We start from the raw sequence: 15,152 nt of genomic DNA, 5'->3' as shown, positions 1-15,152 counted from the left end.
GCGTTTTCAGCGCCCCTGGCAGACCCGCAACAGCGCTGTTCAGTAGCCCTGCTTCTTGGTGCCGGCGCGGGCCTCGGCGCTGACCGGATCCTCCGGCCAGGGGTGCTTGGGATAGCGGCCCCGCATGTCCTTGCGCACCTCGGGGTAGGCATTGCGCCAGAAGCTGGCCAGATCCGAGGTGACCGCCAGCGGACGTCCCGCCGGCGACAGCAGGTGCAGCACCACCGGGTGCTCACCACGGATAATGCGGGGCGTAGCCGTCCAGCCAAAGAAGGCCTGCAGTTTGGCGGCGGCCACCGGTCCGGTGTCGGCGGTGTAGTCCAGCGTCACCCGCTGACCGGTGGCGATGGTCAGGTGGCTGGGCGCCAGCTGCTCAAGGCGTTGCTGCCGGGGATAGTCCAGCAGGCTGCTGAGCGCGGCGGTCAGATCCAGGCGCTGGACCTGGGCCCAGCGGGTCAGGCCCGCCAGGTAGGGCGCCAGCCATTGCTCCAGGGTGGCCAGCAGCTCCGCGTCGCTGACTGTGGGCCAGTCTTCGGGCTGGTAGCGCCGCAGCAGCTCGACCCGGGCGCACCACTGGCGAGCGGCGTCGGTCCAGGGCAGACAGGACAGGCCATGGCCCCGGACCACCGCCAGCAGGGCCGCCTCCACCTGCTCTGCCGGCGGCTCCGGCAGCGGCGTTTCCGCCAGCACCAGCGCCCCCAGGCGTTGCTGGCGCTTCGCCACCACCCGGCCTCGGCTGTCATCCCAGTCGGCAGTGTCCTCCAGTCGGATGTGACCGGCCAGATCTTCCTTCAGAGTGGCCGGATCCAGGGCGGCCGCCAGGTAGATGCGGGCCTCCCTGGCCTGGCCATCCAAATCCGCCGCCACGATCCATTCCTCGCGCGCCAGCGGGTCGTCGTTGCGCAGGGCCGCGCCCCGGCCATTGCTGAGCTGGTAGCGGGCCTCACCGCCGGGGCGGCGCCGGCCGATGCGATCGGGATAGGCGAGGGCCACCAGGCGGCCCACTGCTTCACCGGGATTGCCCGCAACGTCGCGCGCGCCCGCCGGATGCAGCCTGCGGGCCGCCTGCCTGAGCTGGTGCAAACGGGGGTCGGTCTCAGCGCGGCCCCGGGCCCGGCGCAGATGCTCCACTCTGGCCACCAGGTCGGCGCCGGCGCCGGGCCCCAGCAGGTCCCGCTCCTCCAGCAGTGCCGCCAGTTCCGCCGCCAGCACAGGCCAGCCCATGGCGCCACCGCGCAGCACCATGTGGGCGAGGCGGGGATGGCAGCCCAGTTCGGCCGCCGCGCGGCCATGATCGGTGATGGCGCCGTCGCCATCCAGCAGGTCAAGCCACTGCAGGGAGCTCACCGCCTGCCGCCAGTGGCCCGGCGGGGGCGGGTCGATCCAGTCCAGGTCATCGGGATTGCGGGCACCCCAACGGGCCAGCTCCAGCGCCACCGGTGCCAGGTCGGCGTTACGGATCTCGGGCTCGTCGTAGTCCGCCAGCGCCGCCTGCTCGCTGTCGCTCCAGAGCCGGTAACAGATTCCAGGGCCGGTGCGCCCGGCGCGTCCCTTACGCTGCTCGGCACCAGCTTTCGATACCGGGCTGGTGACCAGACGGGACATGCCGCTGTTGGCATCGAAGCGGGCACGGCGGGCCAGGCCGCTGTCGATCACCACCGTAACGCCTTCGATGGTGAGGCTGGTCTCGGCGATGGCAGTGGCCAGTACCAGCTTGCGTTCACCGGCGGCGGCCGGAGCGATGGCTCGGTCCTGGGCCTCGGGGCCGAGATTGCCGTACAGAGGGCTGACCCGGACATCGCTGGCCAGCCGGCCCTGAAGGGCCCGCTCCAGCCGGCGAATCTCGGAAACCCCGGGCAGGAACACCAGCATGGAGCCGGCCTGCGCCGCCAAGGCTTCGGTGATGACCCGCACCAGCTGGTCTTCCAGTCGCTCCTGCCGGCCCGGTGGGCGGTAATTCACGGTGACCGGATAGGCCCGGCCCTCACTGGTCAGTACCGGCACCTCTCCCAGTATCCTGGCCAGCGGGCTGGTGTCCAGAGTGGCGGACATCACCAGCAGACGCAGGTCCGGCCGCAGCGCCTGCTGGGATTCCCGCACCAGCGCCAGGCCCAGGTCCGCCTGCAGGGAGCGCTCATGGAACTCGTCGAAGAACACGGCGCCATAGGCCTCGAGCGCCGGGTCCTGCTGGATCAAACGTGTCAGTATGCCCTCGGTCACCACCTCGATCCGAGTTGCCGCCGAGATGCGGCTGTCAAGCCGGGTCCGGTAGCCCACGGTCTGACCCGGCTCCTCGGCCATGGCCCTGGCCATGAAGCGGGCGGCGGAGCGGGCGGCCAGACGCCGGGGCTCCAGCATCAGCAGCTTGCGACCGGCGAGCCAGGGCTCGGCCAGCAGCGCCGGCGGTACCCGGGTGGTCTTGCCGGCACCGGGTGGCGCTTGCAGCAGTGCGGTGGATTGAGACCGCAGGGTCTGGCTCAACGCCGGTAACAGGGCATCAATGGGCAGCCCTTGCAAGACAGGCTCAGCCATGGCGCCGCCAGCTTTCCGGTCGTGGCACCAGGGCGGCAAACATCAGTCCCCAGGCCAGGGCCAGCACACCAATCCAGAAGGCGGTGTCCAGGCTGCCGCCCTGGCCGATCCACTGCTTTGCCAGCCAGGGTCCTGCCATCTGCGCCAGGCCATAGAGTGCGATCAGGGCGGCCGACAGGCGTGGCCCCTGGTGCGGATGCAGGGCACGGCCCAGGCGCTGGGTCAGCAATACGGTGCCCACGAAGGTGCCGCCAACCAGGGCCGCACACAGTACCAGCCCCAGGGTCGGGGGTAGGGTCACCGCTGCCAGCGCTCCCAGCAATTGCACCAGGTAGTTGGCGCAGAGCGCCAGGCGGTCGCCCAGGCGGGCGCCGATGGTGTTCCATAGCCAGACCGAGGGTATGGTGGCCAGGGCCACCACCAGCCAGGAGCCGTCCACCAGCCAGGCCCCCGGTTTGAGCTGGGTCTGCGCCAGTAGCGGCAGGAAGGTCATGGGCAGGATGTAACCCAGGCCGGCACTGGCATAGGATGCGAACAGCGCCAGGCTGGCGCGATCCACCAGGCGGCCGCGGGCCGGCGGGAGTTCGCGGTGATCCCGGCTGACCGCCGGTGCCGCCAGCAACAGCAACTGGCGGCATGCCCACCAGGACAGCGGCACGGACAGCAGCGCCGCGGGCCACCAACGATCCGGGCCGGTCAGCCCGTCGGTGGACGCCACCAGGGTGGCGGACAGCAGCAGGCCGCCACCGACCCCCAGGTACACCAGGCCACTGGCGCTGGCTCGATTGCGCAGTGCCAGCCATTCCAGAATCAGTGCCGGCGCCTGCACGAACACCACGCCGTTGGCGACGCCGTTGAGCCAGCGCAGGGTCGAGAGCAGGGTGACATCTCCGGCCTGGGTCTGGGCCAGGGTGGTGAGGGCATGCACCACCAGGGCCAGGGGAAGCAATCTGCGGATGTGGTCAACCCGGTGCCAGCGGACCGCCAGCAACGCGCCCATCAGGTAACCCAGGTAATTCCAGGTGGCCACCGCCGCGCCCTGACCGGTGTCCAGTTGGCCATCCTGGACCAGATAGGGCAGCAGCGGGGTGTAGTAGAAGCGGCCAAGACCGTGTACCACCAGCAACAAGGTAGCGCCTGCCAGCAAAACACTGGCCAGTTGTCGGCGGCTGACGTCAGCCGGCTGGGGTATCGGCATGGAGCGGTATCCGGGTGGTCTTGGGAATCCGCAGTCTAGAAGGTCGTGGGGAAACTGGAAAGTCGACCATCCTTCCGGTCAGTGCATCAGCCAGCGCCCAGTTTTCGCTGGTAGGCCCACTGGTAGATGCGCTCGTAGGCTTCGGCAATCTGCTCCGGGGAGTGGGGTGGCTGGATCACCGCCGCCAGCTCGCCGTCGGGATTGATCAGCGCCAGGTGGGCACTGTGGTCCACCAGCACCATGCCAGCCTCCGGCTCGCGATGGACAAACACGCCGTTCAGGCTCTTGGCGAGGGCACGCAGGCCGTCCATATCGCCAGTCAGGCCGCGGAAGTTGTCGCCAAAGAAGGTCAGATAGCTTTCCAGACGCTCCGGGGTGTCCCGCTCCGGATCGGTGGAAATCAGCAGGAACTCCGGTTCCGGCAGCTGTGCGTCCAGCAGGGCATCGGCGCGCTTGAGCAGGGCCATGGTGGCGGGGCAGACATCAGGGCAGTTGGTATAGCCCAGGAAGGCCACCGTCCAGCGGCCTTTCAGGTCGGCGGCGCTGCGGGGTTCACCGGTCTCCCCCTGCAGCTGGAAATCCGCCACCGGCCTTGGCTGCTCATAGACATAGGTGTTCAGTTCAGTGAGCTCCGGCGCCGGCTCAGGCACCGGTGCCCCCACCTGCAGGACCTGACGGCCGATCACCACGCCAAACACCAGCCCCACCACCAGCAGAAGGATGATCAATGTACGGCGGATGGCGGGACTCATGGTATTCAGGCTCCGGTGCGGTTCAGCTGAAGAAGATGAAATGATCCACCAGCAGCACCACGAACAGTGCCATCAGGTAGGTGATCGAATACTTGAAGGTGGCCAGCGCCACCCTGCGGTCATCGCCGCGGAGCAGCCGCACGGAATACTGCAGGAAGCGCAGCCCCAGCACCAGTGAACCGGCCAGGTAGATGGGCCCGGACATGCCGGTGACAAAGGGCATCAGGCTGGCGGCCAGCAGCATCAGGGTATAGAGCAGGATGTGCAGCTCGGTATAGCGGTTGCCGTGGGTCACCGGCAGCATGGGAATGCCGGCCTGGGCGTATTCCTCCTTGCGATGGATGGCCAGCGCCCAGAAGTGCGGCGGGGTCCAGGCAAAGATGATCAGCACCAGCAGCAGGGCGTGGCCGTCCACCTGGCCGGTGACGGCTGTCCAGCCCAACAGCGGTGGCATGGCGCCGGCCAGACCGCCGATGACGATATTCTGGGGCGTGGCGCGCTTGAGAAACAGGGTGTAGACCCCGGCGTAACCCACCAGCGACGCCAGGGTCAGCCAGGCGGTGAGGGCGTTGACCTGCCACACCAGTACCAGCATGCCCGCCAGCGCCAGGGCGGTGGCGAACACCAGGGCATCCAGCGGGCTGATGCGGCCGGTGGCCACCGGCCGTTTGCGGGTCCGGGCCATGACGGTGTCGATCTTCTGGTCCACCACGTGATTGATCACCGCGGCGGCGCCGGCCAGCAGGGCGATACCCAGGTTACCGAACACCAGCACCGTCCAGGACGGCACGCCCGGCCGCGCCAGCAGCATGCCGATCACCGCTGTCAGCATCATCAGGGCCACCACCCGGGGCTTGGTGAGCTCCAGGTAATCGCGCCAGGACAGGTTCACCGGCGCGGTGGATTCCATGGACAGGGTTTTGACGTGCTCGCTCATGCTGTTGCCTCGTTCTTTATTGTTGTAGGCCGCACCTGGATGCCCAGGTGGTAGCCGTGCAGTCGCCACATCAGGTACACCAGGGTCAGCAGCAGGCCTGCACCCAGGGCATTGTGGGCCACGGCGACCGCCAGTGGCACACTCAGCAGGACATTGGCCAGGCCCAGCAGGATCTGGCCCACCAGCGCTGACGCTGCCAGGGTGATGGCGCCACCCAGCCTGGCCTGGCGACCGTGACGCCATAGTGCAGCAAACAGGGCGGCCAGGTAAACCAGCACCACCACCGCGCCAATTCGATGAGTGACGTGGATGGCGACGCGGCCTTCCGCGGCCAGCTGCCCTCCCAGGTAATTGGGACCCACCGACTGGGTGATATCGAAACCGTGGGCAAAGTCCATCTCCGGCCACCACTGGCCCTGACAGGTGGGCAGGTCGGTACAGGCCACCGCGGCGTAATTGGCGGCGGTCCAGGCGCCCAGGGCGATTTGCATCACCACCAGGGCGATACCACCGTACAGCCAGGGCCGCAGCCGGGCGACGGCGGGAATGGCCACCGGCGTCCGTTCGCTGCGCCGGCCCCAGAGTCGGAGGGTCAGTAATGTCAGAAGCGTCAGGGTGGTGAATCCCCCCAGCAGGTGGGCAGCCACCACCTGGGGCCAGAGTTTTAGGGTGACCGTCCAGGCGCCGAACGCACCCTGCAGCAATATGAACGCGGCCAGTGCCAGCGGCAGCTTGTAGGGCACGCCTTCATGGCGATGGCGAAAGCCGTAGAAGGCCAGCCCGAAAACCACCAGGCCCAGGAGGCCGGCGGCGTAACGATGAATCATCTCGGGCCAGCCCTTGGATACGTCCACTGGTGAATCGGGGAAACGGGCTTCGGCGATGGCGATACTGGCGGCGTCCTGGGGGACGGTCAGGAAGCCATAGCAGCCGGGCCAGTCGGGACAGCCCAGGCCGGCATGGACCAGCCGGGTCCAGGCGCCCAGCATGATGACCACCACCGCCAGCAGTGTCGCCAGCAGGGCCCAGCGGGCCATGACCTGGCTGCGGGGGGAACGGAAGGAGGATTCCGGATTGTAGGGGTAGCTCACAGCGATTACCTCGGCCGAACGGGCTTAACCGATCTGGGACAGCTTCAGCAGGTGTTTGAGATCCTCGAGCATAGCCTTGCCGCCATGCTCGGTGCCATAACGCATCATGATATTTCCGAACGGGTCTACCAGCAGGATCTGGGGTTGCCGGGCAGGCTCCACCCCCGCCGGCCAGTCCGCAGTCTCGCCTTCTGTCAGCTCCAGCCGCTCCATCCCGGAATATTCCTGGTCCCAGCTCTGGGCCATGTCACCGGGGAGCTGCTCCACATAGGCGGCGCGACTGACCCGGTCGGCGTTCTTGCCCAGGGCAATATTGACCTGCCGGGCCAGGTACATCAGCTCCTGGCACGCCTCGGTACAGTTTCCCGCCACCACCAGCATCAGCCATTCGGCCTCACTGACCTCCGGCCCGAAACGATGCTCCAGAGGGCTGCCGGCCGAGGTTTCAAGGTTCAGCTCGGCCACAGGTACCGGTGGTTCCACCAGTATCCCGTTATTGGAATGGCCGGTGGGATTGAGCCAGCCGGTGTAGTACATCGCGGTGGCCAGCAGAATCGGACCAAAACCCAGGACGAACAGCAGTAACGCGGTTCGGCGGCCACGACGGATCTGCTCTGGGGAGGGATGGGATTCGCTCTGTTCAGCCATGGTTGTTGTCATTTCCCGGGTTCCGATTTGCGGTAGCTGGCGATCACGGTAAGGATGACCAGCGCCAGTGCCAAAGAAAACCATTGCAGCGCGTAGCCGTAATGCGTCTGGGCCCCCATGCGGTCCGGCTGCCAGTCGGCCTGGAAGGCACCGGGTTGCGAGGGCCCCGCCAGCCGCAGAATCCGGCCTACAAGCTCCGGCTCCACGGCCCGGGCCTCGGCCACCGACAGCGCCTGGACCCGCCGCGGCCAGACCACCTCCGGCGTGGTCTCGGCCAGTACCGGCGGCTGGGGAAAACCGCTGATTCGGCCTGCCAGGGTGACCGGCTGATCCGGCGTGGGTATCGCCGGCAGGGTATCCCGGCGGGCCGGCGCTGGCAGCCAGCCCCGGTTGATCACCACCGGCGGGCCCTCGAGCGGCCGGAACAGGCTGAGCACCTCATAGCCCGGGCGACCATCCCGGGTGCGATTGTCCAGCAGCCAGTGGGTGGTCTGCGAGTAGTGGCCGATGACCTCCACCGGCTGGCCTTCCACCAGCTCGCCCGTCCCTTCAGGGTCATCGCCACCGGCCTGGCCCGCCAGCTCAGCCCAGCTCAGGCCACTGTCCTGCTGCTGCCAGCGCTCCAGCTGGGCTTCCTTGTCGCCGGCCCGGTCCAGTTGCCAGAACCCCAGGGCCAGCAGCAGCGGCAGGAAAAGCCCCGCGAGAACCAGCAGGCGCCAGTCCAAATGCCAGTGGCGTCGTATTGTCGGTAGGTGGTCCGCCATGCTCTGCTATAGTGACTCGAGACTTGGCCTACCCCGAACCGGAGTTGGAGACTGGCACATGCTGAAAGTGATTATCGTGGTCCTGATGCTGGCGGTGGTCGTCAGTCTGTTCGCCGGGCTGGTGTTCCTGATCAAGGACGGCGGTAAGACCAATCGCGTGGTCAACTCCCTGGCGGTAAGGGTCAGCCTGAGCGTTCTGCTGCTGGCGCTGATCCTGATCTCGCTCTGGCACGGCGACCTGTCACTGAACCCGACGCCCTACTGATTCCCCTCAAAACGGCTGACCGGATACAGGAGTGCTGATCCGGCCCGCATCCCAACTAGATAATGTAAACGAAGATAAACAGCCCCAGCCAGACCACATCCACGAAGTGCCAGTACCAGCTGGCCGCCTCGAAACCGAAATGACTGTCCGGCGTGAAGTGACCCTTGTAGACCCTGACCAGCATGATGATCAGCATCAGGGTGCCAAGCAGCACGTGGGCGCCGTGGAAGCCGGTCAGCATGAAGAAGGTGCTGCCGTAGATCCCGGATTCCAGGGTCAGGTTGAGGTCGCGGTATGCTTCCACATATTCCTCGCCCTGGAAGAATAGGAACGCCAGGGCCAGCACGATGGTCGCAATCATCCAGACCTTGACCTTCGCCCGGTTGTTCGCCTTGAGGGCGTGATGGGCGATGGTGATGGTCACCGAGGAAGTCACCAGCAGGATGGTGTTGAGAAGTGGCAGACCCCAAGGCCCGATGACACCCTCCGGCGGTGGATAGGCTTGCGGATCGGGATTCTGCAACAGCGGCCAGCTCGCCTGGAAACCTTCCCACAGCATGTTGCTGGTGCCGCGGTCGCCCTCGCCACCGAGCCAGGGAATGGCGAACATCCGGGCGTAGAAGAGGGCGCCAAAGAAGGCAGCAAAAAACATCACCTCCGAGAAAATGAACCAGCTCATGCCCCAGCGGAAGGACCGCTCCATCTGGTCGCTGTAGAGCCCGGCCCGGCCTTCGGAGATGACGTTGCCAAACCAGCCGAACAGCATGTAGGCCATGATTAGGCTGCCGATGCCAAACGTGATCCAGGAACCGGTGGTGGATTCCCCCTGGTTACTGTTGACCATGATCGAGGCGACGCCATAGAGGGTGACCCCCAGGCCTACGGTGGCGATGATGGGCCACTTGCTCTGCTCCGGTACATAATAGCTCTGGTTTGTCGCCATAGCGTTCTCCGACGGCTTATCCGTTATCGTTTGTTGTTGTACTGGCCTGCTTCACCGCCGACACTTTCTGCAATTTCTGCTGGTCGTAAAGGGTGTAGGACAGGGTCAGCTTGTGGATCTCGGCGGGCAGATCCCGGTCGACGATGAAGACCAGGGGCATGTCGATACTCTCACCGGCCTTGAGTTCCTGCTGGTTGAAGCAGAAGCACTCGGTCTTGTGGAAGTAGAGCGTGCCCTCCGACGGCGCAAGACTCGGTACCGCCTGGCCCACCATGGTCTCGGCGGTGGGATTCATGGCCCGGAACTGGACGGTGGTGGGCTCGCCGGGGTGCACCTCGATGCTGCGGGTCACCGGCCGGAATTCCCAGGGCATACCGGGGCCGTTCTGGGCGGTGAACTGCACGGTGATGGTCCGGCTCAGGTCCGGCTCCACCACCTCGACACTTTCATAGCGCCCGCCGGTCTTGCCATTGATACCGGTGATCTCGCAGAACACCTCGTACAATGGCACCAGCGCAAACCCGAAGGCGAACATGCCCACCACGCCCGCCAGGCACCAGCCGACGACTTTTGTGTTGGAACGCTGTGCTTCAGCCATGTCTCATGCTCCCCTCGCCGATGGCTCGCCTAAGTGCGCTGCGGCGAGCTTTCAGAGATCAGGTTACCTTCACCGGGCGGCTTGAAATTGATGTCCGGCGGCGTGGAGAAGGTGTGATAGGGCGCCGGTGAGGGCACCGTCCACTCCAGACCTTCGGCGCCGTCCCAGGGCTTGGCGGGGGCCTTCTCGCCGCCGCGGATACACTTCACCACGATCACCAGGAACAGGATCTGGGTGGCGCCGAACATGAAGGCGCCGACACTGGAGACCATGTTGAAGTCGGCGAACTGCAGGGCGTAGTCCGGAATCCGCCGCGGCATACCCGCCAGACCCAGGAAGTGCATGGGGAAGAAGGCCAGGTTCATGCCGATGAAGGACAGCCAGAAGTGGGTCTTGCCCAGTACCTCGTCGTACATGTGCCCGGTCCACTTGGGCAGCCAGAAATAGGCGGAGGCGAAGATGCCGAAGATGGCACCCGGCACCAGCACATAATGGAAGTGGGCCACCACGAAGTAGGTGTCGTGGTACTGGAAGTCTGCCGGCGCGATGGCCAGCATCAGACCCGAGAAACCGCCGATGGTGAACAGGATGACGAAGGCCACCGCGAACAGCATGGGGGTTTCAAAGGTCAGCGAACCACGGAACATGGTGGCCACCCAGTTGAAGACCTTCACCCCGGTGGGCACCGCAATCAGCATGGTGGCGTACATGAAGAACAGCTGGCCGGCGATGGGGATGCCCACGGTGAACATGTGGTGGGCCCAGACCACAAACGACAGCAGCGCGATGGCGCCGACGGCATACACCATGGAGGCGTAACCGAACAGCGGTTTGCGGGAAAAGGCCGGGATGATGTGGGACACCGCGCCGAAGGCCGGCAGGATCATGATGTAGACCTCGGGGTGACCGAAGAACCAGAACACATGCTGGAACAGTACCGGGTCACCGCCACCGGCGGCATCGAAGAAGCTGGTGCCGAAGTTGATGTCCATCAGCATCATGGTGACCACACCGGCCAGGACCGGCATGACCGCGATCAGCAGGAAGGCGGTGATCAGCCAGGTCCAGACGAACAGGGGCATCTTCATCAGGGTCATGCCCGGCGCCCGCATGTTGAGGATGGTGGCAATCACGTTGATGGCGCCCATGATGGAGGAGACCCCCATGATGTGGACGGCAAAGATGAAGAAGGTGGTACTGGGAGGCCCGTAGGTGGTGGACAGGGGCGCGTAGAAGGTCCAGCCGAAGTTGGGGGCGCCACCTTCCATGAACAGGGTGGAAACAAGGATCAGGAAGGCGCAGGGCAGCAGCCAGAAACTCCAGTTGTTCATCCGAGGCAGCGCCATGTCCGGCGCACCCACCATCAGCGGCAGCATCCAGTTGGCCAGGCCGACGAAGGCCGGCATGACCGCGCCGAACACCATGATCAGACCGTGCATGGTGGTCATCTGGTTGAAGAATTCCGGCTGCACGATCTGCAGGCCGGGCTGGAACAGCTCGGCCCGGATGACCATGGCCATGGTCCCGCCCAGCAGGAACATGGCAAAACTGAACACCAGGTACATGGTCCCGATGTCCTTGTGGTTGGTGGTAAACAACCACCGGGTGATGTAGCCCTTGGCCGGACCGTGGTGATGGTCCTGGTCGTGGGTATCAATGACCGCACTCATGTTGAACCCCCGTTGACGCCGATACTGCTGGTTGGCGACCTGAATTAGCTTCTGAACTTAGCCTTTTCCGGCCGGACGCCCGTGGCGCCCGACTGAAACCCGTTACTGCTGGTTCTTGTAGTCGAACACCTGCTTGGGTGTGACCATCTCACCGGTATTGTTGCCCCAGGCGTTGCGCTCGTAGGTGATGACCGCTGCCAGATCCACTTCGCTGAGCTGGTCGCCGAACGCCTGCATGGCGGTACCCGGGACACCGTTGACCACCACGTCCAGGTGGGCCTGCATGTCCTCGGTGGCAATCTGACTGCCTTTCAGGGCCGGGAAAGAGGGCGGTATGCCGGAGCCGTCGGCCTGGTGACAGGAGGCACAGGCGGTGGCGTAAGCCTTCTCGCCCCTGGCCATGAGCTCTTCCATGGTCCAGTCCTTCTCGGTCAGCTCACGCTCCTTCTGCGCGGCCGCCTGCTGCTCGGCCACCCAGGTGTTGTACTCGTCTTCCGGCACCGCCTTGACCACCACCGGCATGAAGCCGTGCAGGCGGCCGCAGAGCTCGGTGCACTGGCCACGGTAGATGCCGGGCTCGTCGACGCGGGTCCAGGTTTCGTTGATGAAGCCGGGGATGGCGTCCTTCTTGACGCCGAAGGCGGGCACCCACCAGGAGTGAATGACATCGTTGGCGGTAAGCAGGAAGCGGACCTTCTTACCCACCGGAATCACCAGGGGGTTGTCCACATCCAGCAGGTAGTGCTCGCTCTTCTCCACCAGATTCTGGATTTCATCCTGGGAGGTGGCGATGTTGGAGAAGTAGCCGAAATCCTCGTTGAGGTAATCGTACTTCCACTTCCACTGATAGCCGGTGACCTTGATGTCGATGTCGGATTCGCTGGTGTCATACATATCCACCAGGGTGGCGGTGGCGGGTATGGCCATGACCACGAGGATAACAAACGGAATCACCGTCCAGAGCACCTCCACCACGGTATTCTCGTGGAAGTGGGCAGGCTTGTAGCCCTTGGATTTGCGGTGGGCAAAGATGGACCAGAACATCACCCCGAAGACCACGACGCCAATGGCGACACAGATCCAGAGGATGGTCATGTGGAGGTTGAATATCTCGTTACTGGAGCCGGTCACACCCGGCGCCATATTCAGGGTCCAGTCCGCAAGGGCCTGGGTGGACAACAGACACGCACCCAAAAAGGTGCCTGCCCGCATAGCGTGCACGTGCATACCGTGTCTCCACAGAGTGTTGTTCTTGTCATGACTGCCCAGCCGACCATGACAACGACCAGACGGGTGTCTGGTGTCTTCTGGTCGCGCTGGCATGTCTGCATGATCTGCGTGACACTTCCTGCTGCAGGAAGCGCGGCTTCCCCATACTGTCCTGACGCATGCTCGCACACAGGCATCAGGCCAACCGGAAGTTCTTTCACGGATAACCAGATTCAGTATAGACAGAGGTTGAGAAAAGTCTCAAAAGAATGCGTAAAATTTAAGTGACTTAAAAAACAGGGCCTTATAATTGAATCTTCTATTGCCAACGCCCGACAAACCGCATCGGGCGCCTCATCGTCCCCTTCATGAAGCCGTTGACTGACCGCCTGCCGGCCACCGACCGGCGACTCTGGGCCCTGGCCTGGCCGCTGATGCTCACCAACCTCACCGTGCCGCTGCTGGGCCTGGTGGACACCGCCGTACTCGGCCACCTGGAGGATCCGGAGTATCTGGGTGCCGTGGCGGTGGGGGCCAATCTGTTCAGCATCCTGTACTGGACCTTCGGCTTCATGCGCATGGGCACCACCGGCCTGGCGGCCCAGGCCTACGGCCGTCAGGACCGGGAGGCCCAGGCCGGCCTCCTGGTGCGCTCGGTGATCCTGGCGGTGATCATCGGGCTGACGCTGATCCTGGTCCACCAGCCGCTGATCCGGCTCGGCCTGGCCTTGATGAACCCGAGCCCGGAGGTGACGGCGCTGGCGGGCGAGTACGCGGCCATCCGGATCTGGAGTGCCCCCGCCGTGCTCTGCCAGTACACCCTGGTGGGCTGGCTGATCGGCACCCAGTACGCCCGCGGCCCCATGCTGATGCTGATTGCCGCCAATGGCCTCAACATCGTTCTCGACCTGCTGTTTGTGACCGGCCTGGGCTGGAACAGCCGGGGTGTGGCCGCCGCCACCGTGATCGCCGAGTACGCCGCGGCATTGCTGGGCTTTGCCCTGGTGGCGCGCAGGCTGCCGCCGGACCTGCGCCTGTCCGGGGCCCTGCTGGGGACGCTGGCGGATTACGCCGCCATCCTCCGGGTCAACCGCTACATCCTGGTGCGCACCGTCACGCTGCTGCTGGTACTGGCCTTCTTTACCGCCCAGGGGGCACGGCAGGGGGACGTCATCCTGGCGGCCAACGCGGTGCTGATCACTTTCCTGATGGTGATCTCCAATGGCCTGGACGGCTTTGCCAATGCCGCCGAGGCGCTGGTGGGCGAGGCCGTCGGCCAGGGCAGCCGACGCCAGTTCGGCAAGGTCTGCCGCACCGCCCTGCGCTGGTCGCTCTGGGGCGCGCTGCTGTTTACCCTGGCCTTTGTGCTGGCGGGGCCGGCGCTGATTGGCCTGCTCACCAGCATTCCCGAGGTCCGTGCCACCGCCAGGGACTACCTGCCCTGGCTCTGGTGCCTGCCCTTGGCGGCGGTCTGGGGCTTTCTGCTGGACGGCATCTTTATCGGCGCCACCCGCACCCGGGACATGCAGAACACCATGCTGGCGTCGGCGCTGCTGGTGTTCTTCCCGGTCTGGTGGCTCAGCACCGGCTGGGGCAACCATGGCCTGTGGCTGTCGCTGATCCTGCTGATGCTGGCACGGGCTGTCAGCATGGGCTGGCTCTTCCTCAACCACAGCCGGAATGACGTCTGGTTCACAGAAGCATCCGGCGGCGGGCACAGCGGAAAATCTCAACTACACTGATTTCAAGTGCAGGGCATTCCGTGGTGGCCAACCCGTGAACCCCCCTGTAGTCACCACTGGCGGACGGCTCTCGGGAGGCGCCTTGCGATCCTATTCAGTGCAGACATTGGCATCTCCAGACATGACTCCAGAGGCGGTACTTCACATCATTGACCAGGCGCGTCGTCAGGAAGCCCGATCCGGCACCTTTCTGCAGTTGCTGCGGGAAAAGGCGGACACCCTGCCCGCCACTGTGAAGGTGGATTGTGACCAGCCCGCCACCTGCCTGTTCCAGTTCGCGGTGGAGTACATCGAGATGGCGCCGCGGCTGATCGAATACGTCGACGCCTGCGCCCGCCAGGCCGGCACTGAGGAGCTGTTTGCCCCGTTCATCCAGGCCGCAACCCGTTACTTCACCCAGCCCTCGGTCCTGCTGGCCCGCTATGACGGCCTCGACGGCCTGCTGATCCGGGCCTATCTGTGCCACCGGCTGATGGAGGAGATGTACGAGAACAATCGCTCCATCCGCACCAGCCAGCTGGTGGATATGGAGGCGACCCAGGCCAACCTGCTGGTTCACCAGCTCATCGGCGAGCCCTTTGCCAACGAGCTGGACCAGTCCATCACCATCACGGTGCTGCAGATCGCCGGCTCGCCGGACTATTACGAACTCAACCTGGACCCCTTTGTGGAGCAGGCCAGGCACGCCGCCTGGGGCTGGATGCGGGAATACTGGGAAAACCTGCTGCTGCGCAACCACATCCATTTCGCCTTCGGCGGGGAAGGCAAACATTGAACCTGGCGTCAAACTGTTACCTGAAAAA

Annotated in this window: 14 protein-coding genes; 3 read left to right on the top strand and 11 right to left on the bottom strand. The window is 65.0% G+C overall.

Features of this window, described 5'->3' with window-relative positions:
• Positions 1-39 precede the first annotated feature (39 nt).
• The 7 genes from hrpB to R3280_RS05930 all read right to left on the bottom strand — a co-directional run bounded on the left by hrpB (position 40) and on the right by R3280_RS05930 (position 7,922).
• Entirely contained in the window at positions 40-2,532 is a 2,493-nt protein-coding gene (gene hrpB, locus R3280_RS05960; protein ID WP_318997667.1) for an ATP-dependent helicase HrpB, read from the bottom strand.
• Complete coding sequence (locus R3280_RS05955) at positions 2,525-3,730, bottom strand: YbfB/YjiJ family MFS transporter (protein ID WP_318997666.1); 1,206 nt, start codon at positions 3,728-3,730, stop codon at positions 2,525-2,527. Before R3280_RS05955 ends, hrpB begins: the two co-directional genes overlap by 8 nt.
• Positions 3,731-3,816: 86 nt before the next feature.
• The gene (locus R3280_RS05950; RefSeq protein WP_318997665.1) at positions 3,817-4,482 is read right to left on the bottom strand and encodes an SCO family protein; all 666 of its coding nucleotides are present in this window, start codon (positions 4,480-4,482) and stop codon (positions 3,817-3,819) included.
• Positions 4,483-4,504: 22 nt separating this feature from the next.
• Entirely contained in the window at positions 4,505-5,419 is a 915-nt protein-coding gene (gene cyoE, locus R3280_RS05945; RefSeq protein ID WP_318997664.1) for a heme o synthase, read from the bottom strand.
• Complete coding sequence (locus tag R3280_RS05940) at positions 5,416-6,456, bottom strand: COX15/CtaA family protein (RefSeq protein WP_318997681.1); 1,041 nt, start codon at positions 6,454-6,456, stop codon at positions 5,416-5,418. Before R3280_RS05940 ends, cyoE begins: the two co-directional genes overlap by 4 nt.
• 78 nt (positions 6,457-6,534) lie before the next feature.
• Entirely contained in the window at positions 6,535-7,158 is a 624-nt protein-coding gene (locus R3280_RS05935; protein ID WP_318997663.1) for a hypothetical protein, read from the bottom strand.
• Between the two features lie 8 nt (positions 7,159-7,166).
• Positions 7,167-7,922, bottom strand: a complete 756-nt coding sequence (locus R3280_RS05930; RefSeq protein ID WP_318997662.1) for an SURF1 family protein — start codon at positions 7,920-7,922, stop codon at positions 7,167-7,169.
• Between the two features lie 58 nt (positions 7,923-7,980).
• Here R3280_RS05930 and R3280_RS05925 point away from each other — a divergent pair, with 58 nt between their 5' ends.
• On the top strand, positions 7,981-8,187 hold the full coding sequence (locus R3280_RS05925) for a twin transmembrane helix small protein (RefSeq protein WP_318997661.1): 207 nt from the start codon (positions 7,981-7,983) through the stop codon (positions 8,185-8,187).
• A 55-nt stretch (positions 8,188-8,242) separates the two neighbouring features.
• Here the strand turns inward: R3280_RS05925 and R3280_RS05920 are convergent, their stop codons facing one another.
• From R3280_RS05920 to coxB, 4 genes are all read right to left on the bottom strand, one after another.
• Positions 8,243-9,130 carry a cytochrome c oxidase subunit 3 gene (locus R3280_RS05920; RefSeq protein WP_318997660.1) on the bottom strand — a complete coding sequence of 296 codons (888 nt, stop codon included), beginning with the start codon at positions 9,128-9,130 and terminating at the stop codon, positions 8,243-8,245.
• Positions 9,131-9,146: 16 nt separating this feature from the next.
• Positions 9,147-9,728 carry a cytochrome c oxidase assembly protein gene (locus R3280_RS05915; RefSeq protein ID WP_318997659.1) on the bottom strand — a complete coding sequence of 194 codons (582 nt, stop codon included), beginning with the start codon at positions 9,726-9,728 and terminating at the stop codon, positions 9,147-9,149.
• Between the two features lie 29 nt (positions 9,729-9,757).
• On the bottom strand, positions 9,758-11,398 hold the full coding sequence (gene ctaD, locus R3280_RS05910) for a cytochrome c oxidase subunit I (RefSeq protein ID WP_318997658.1): 1,641 nt from the start codon (positions 11,396-11,398) through the stop codon (positions 9,758-9,760).
• Between the two features lie 102 nt (positions 11,399-11,500).
• Positions 11,501-12,625, bottom strand: a complete 1,125-nt coding sequence (gene coxB / locus R3280_RS05905; protein WP_413468743.1) for a cytochrome c oxidase subunit II — start codon at positions 12,623-12,625, stop codon at positions 11,501-11,503.
• A 350-nt stretch (positions 12,626-12,975) separates the two neighbouring features.
• Here coxB and R3280_RS05900 point away from each other — a divergent pair, with 350 nt between their 5' ends.
• Both R3280_RS05900 and R3280_RS05895 read left to right on the top strand, forming a co-directional pair.
• The gene (locus R3280_RS05900; protein WP_318997657.1) at positions 12,976-14,349 is read left to right on the top strand and encodes an MATE family efflux transporter; all 1,374 of its coding nucleotides are present in this window, start codon (positions 12,976-12,978) and stop codon (positions 14,347-14,349) included.
• A gap of 121 nt (positions 14,350-14,470) precedes the next feature.
• Positions 14,471-15,124: a hypothetical protein gene (locus R3280_RS05895; RefSeq protein WP_318997656.1), complete on the top strand. Its 654-nt coding sequence runs from the start codon at positions 14,471-14,473 to the stop codon at positions 15,122-15,124.
• Positions 15,125-15,152 lie beyond the last annotated feature (28 nt).

Origin of the sequence: Marinobacter sp. (assembly GCF_033722195.1) — a bacterium.
In the GTDB taxonomy this organism is placed as follows: Bacteria; Pseudomonadota; Gammaproteobacteria; order Pseudomonadales; family Oleiphilaceae; genus Marinobacter.
This window is presented reverse-complemented; position numbering and strand designations above follow the sequence as displayed.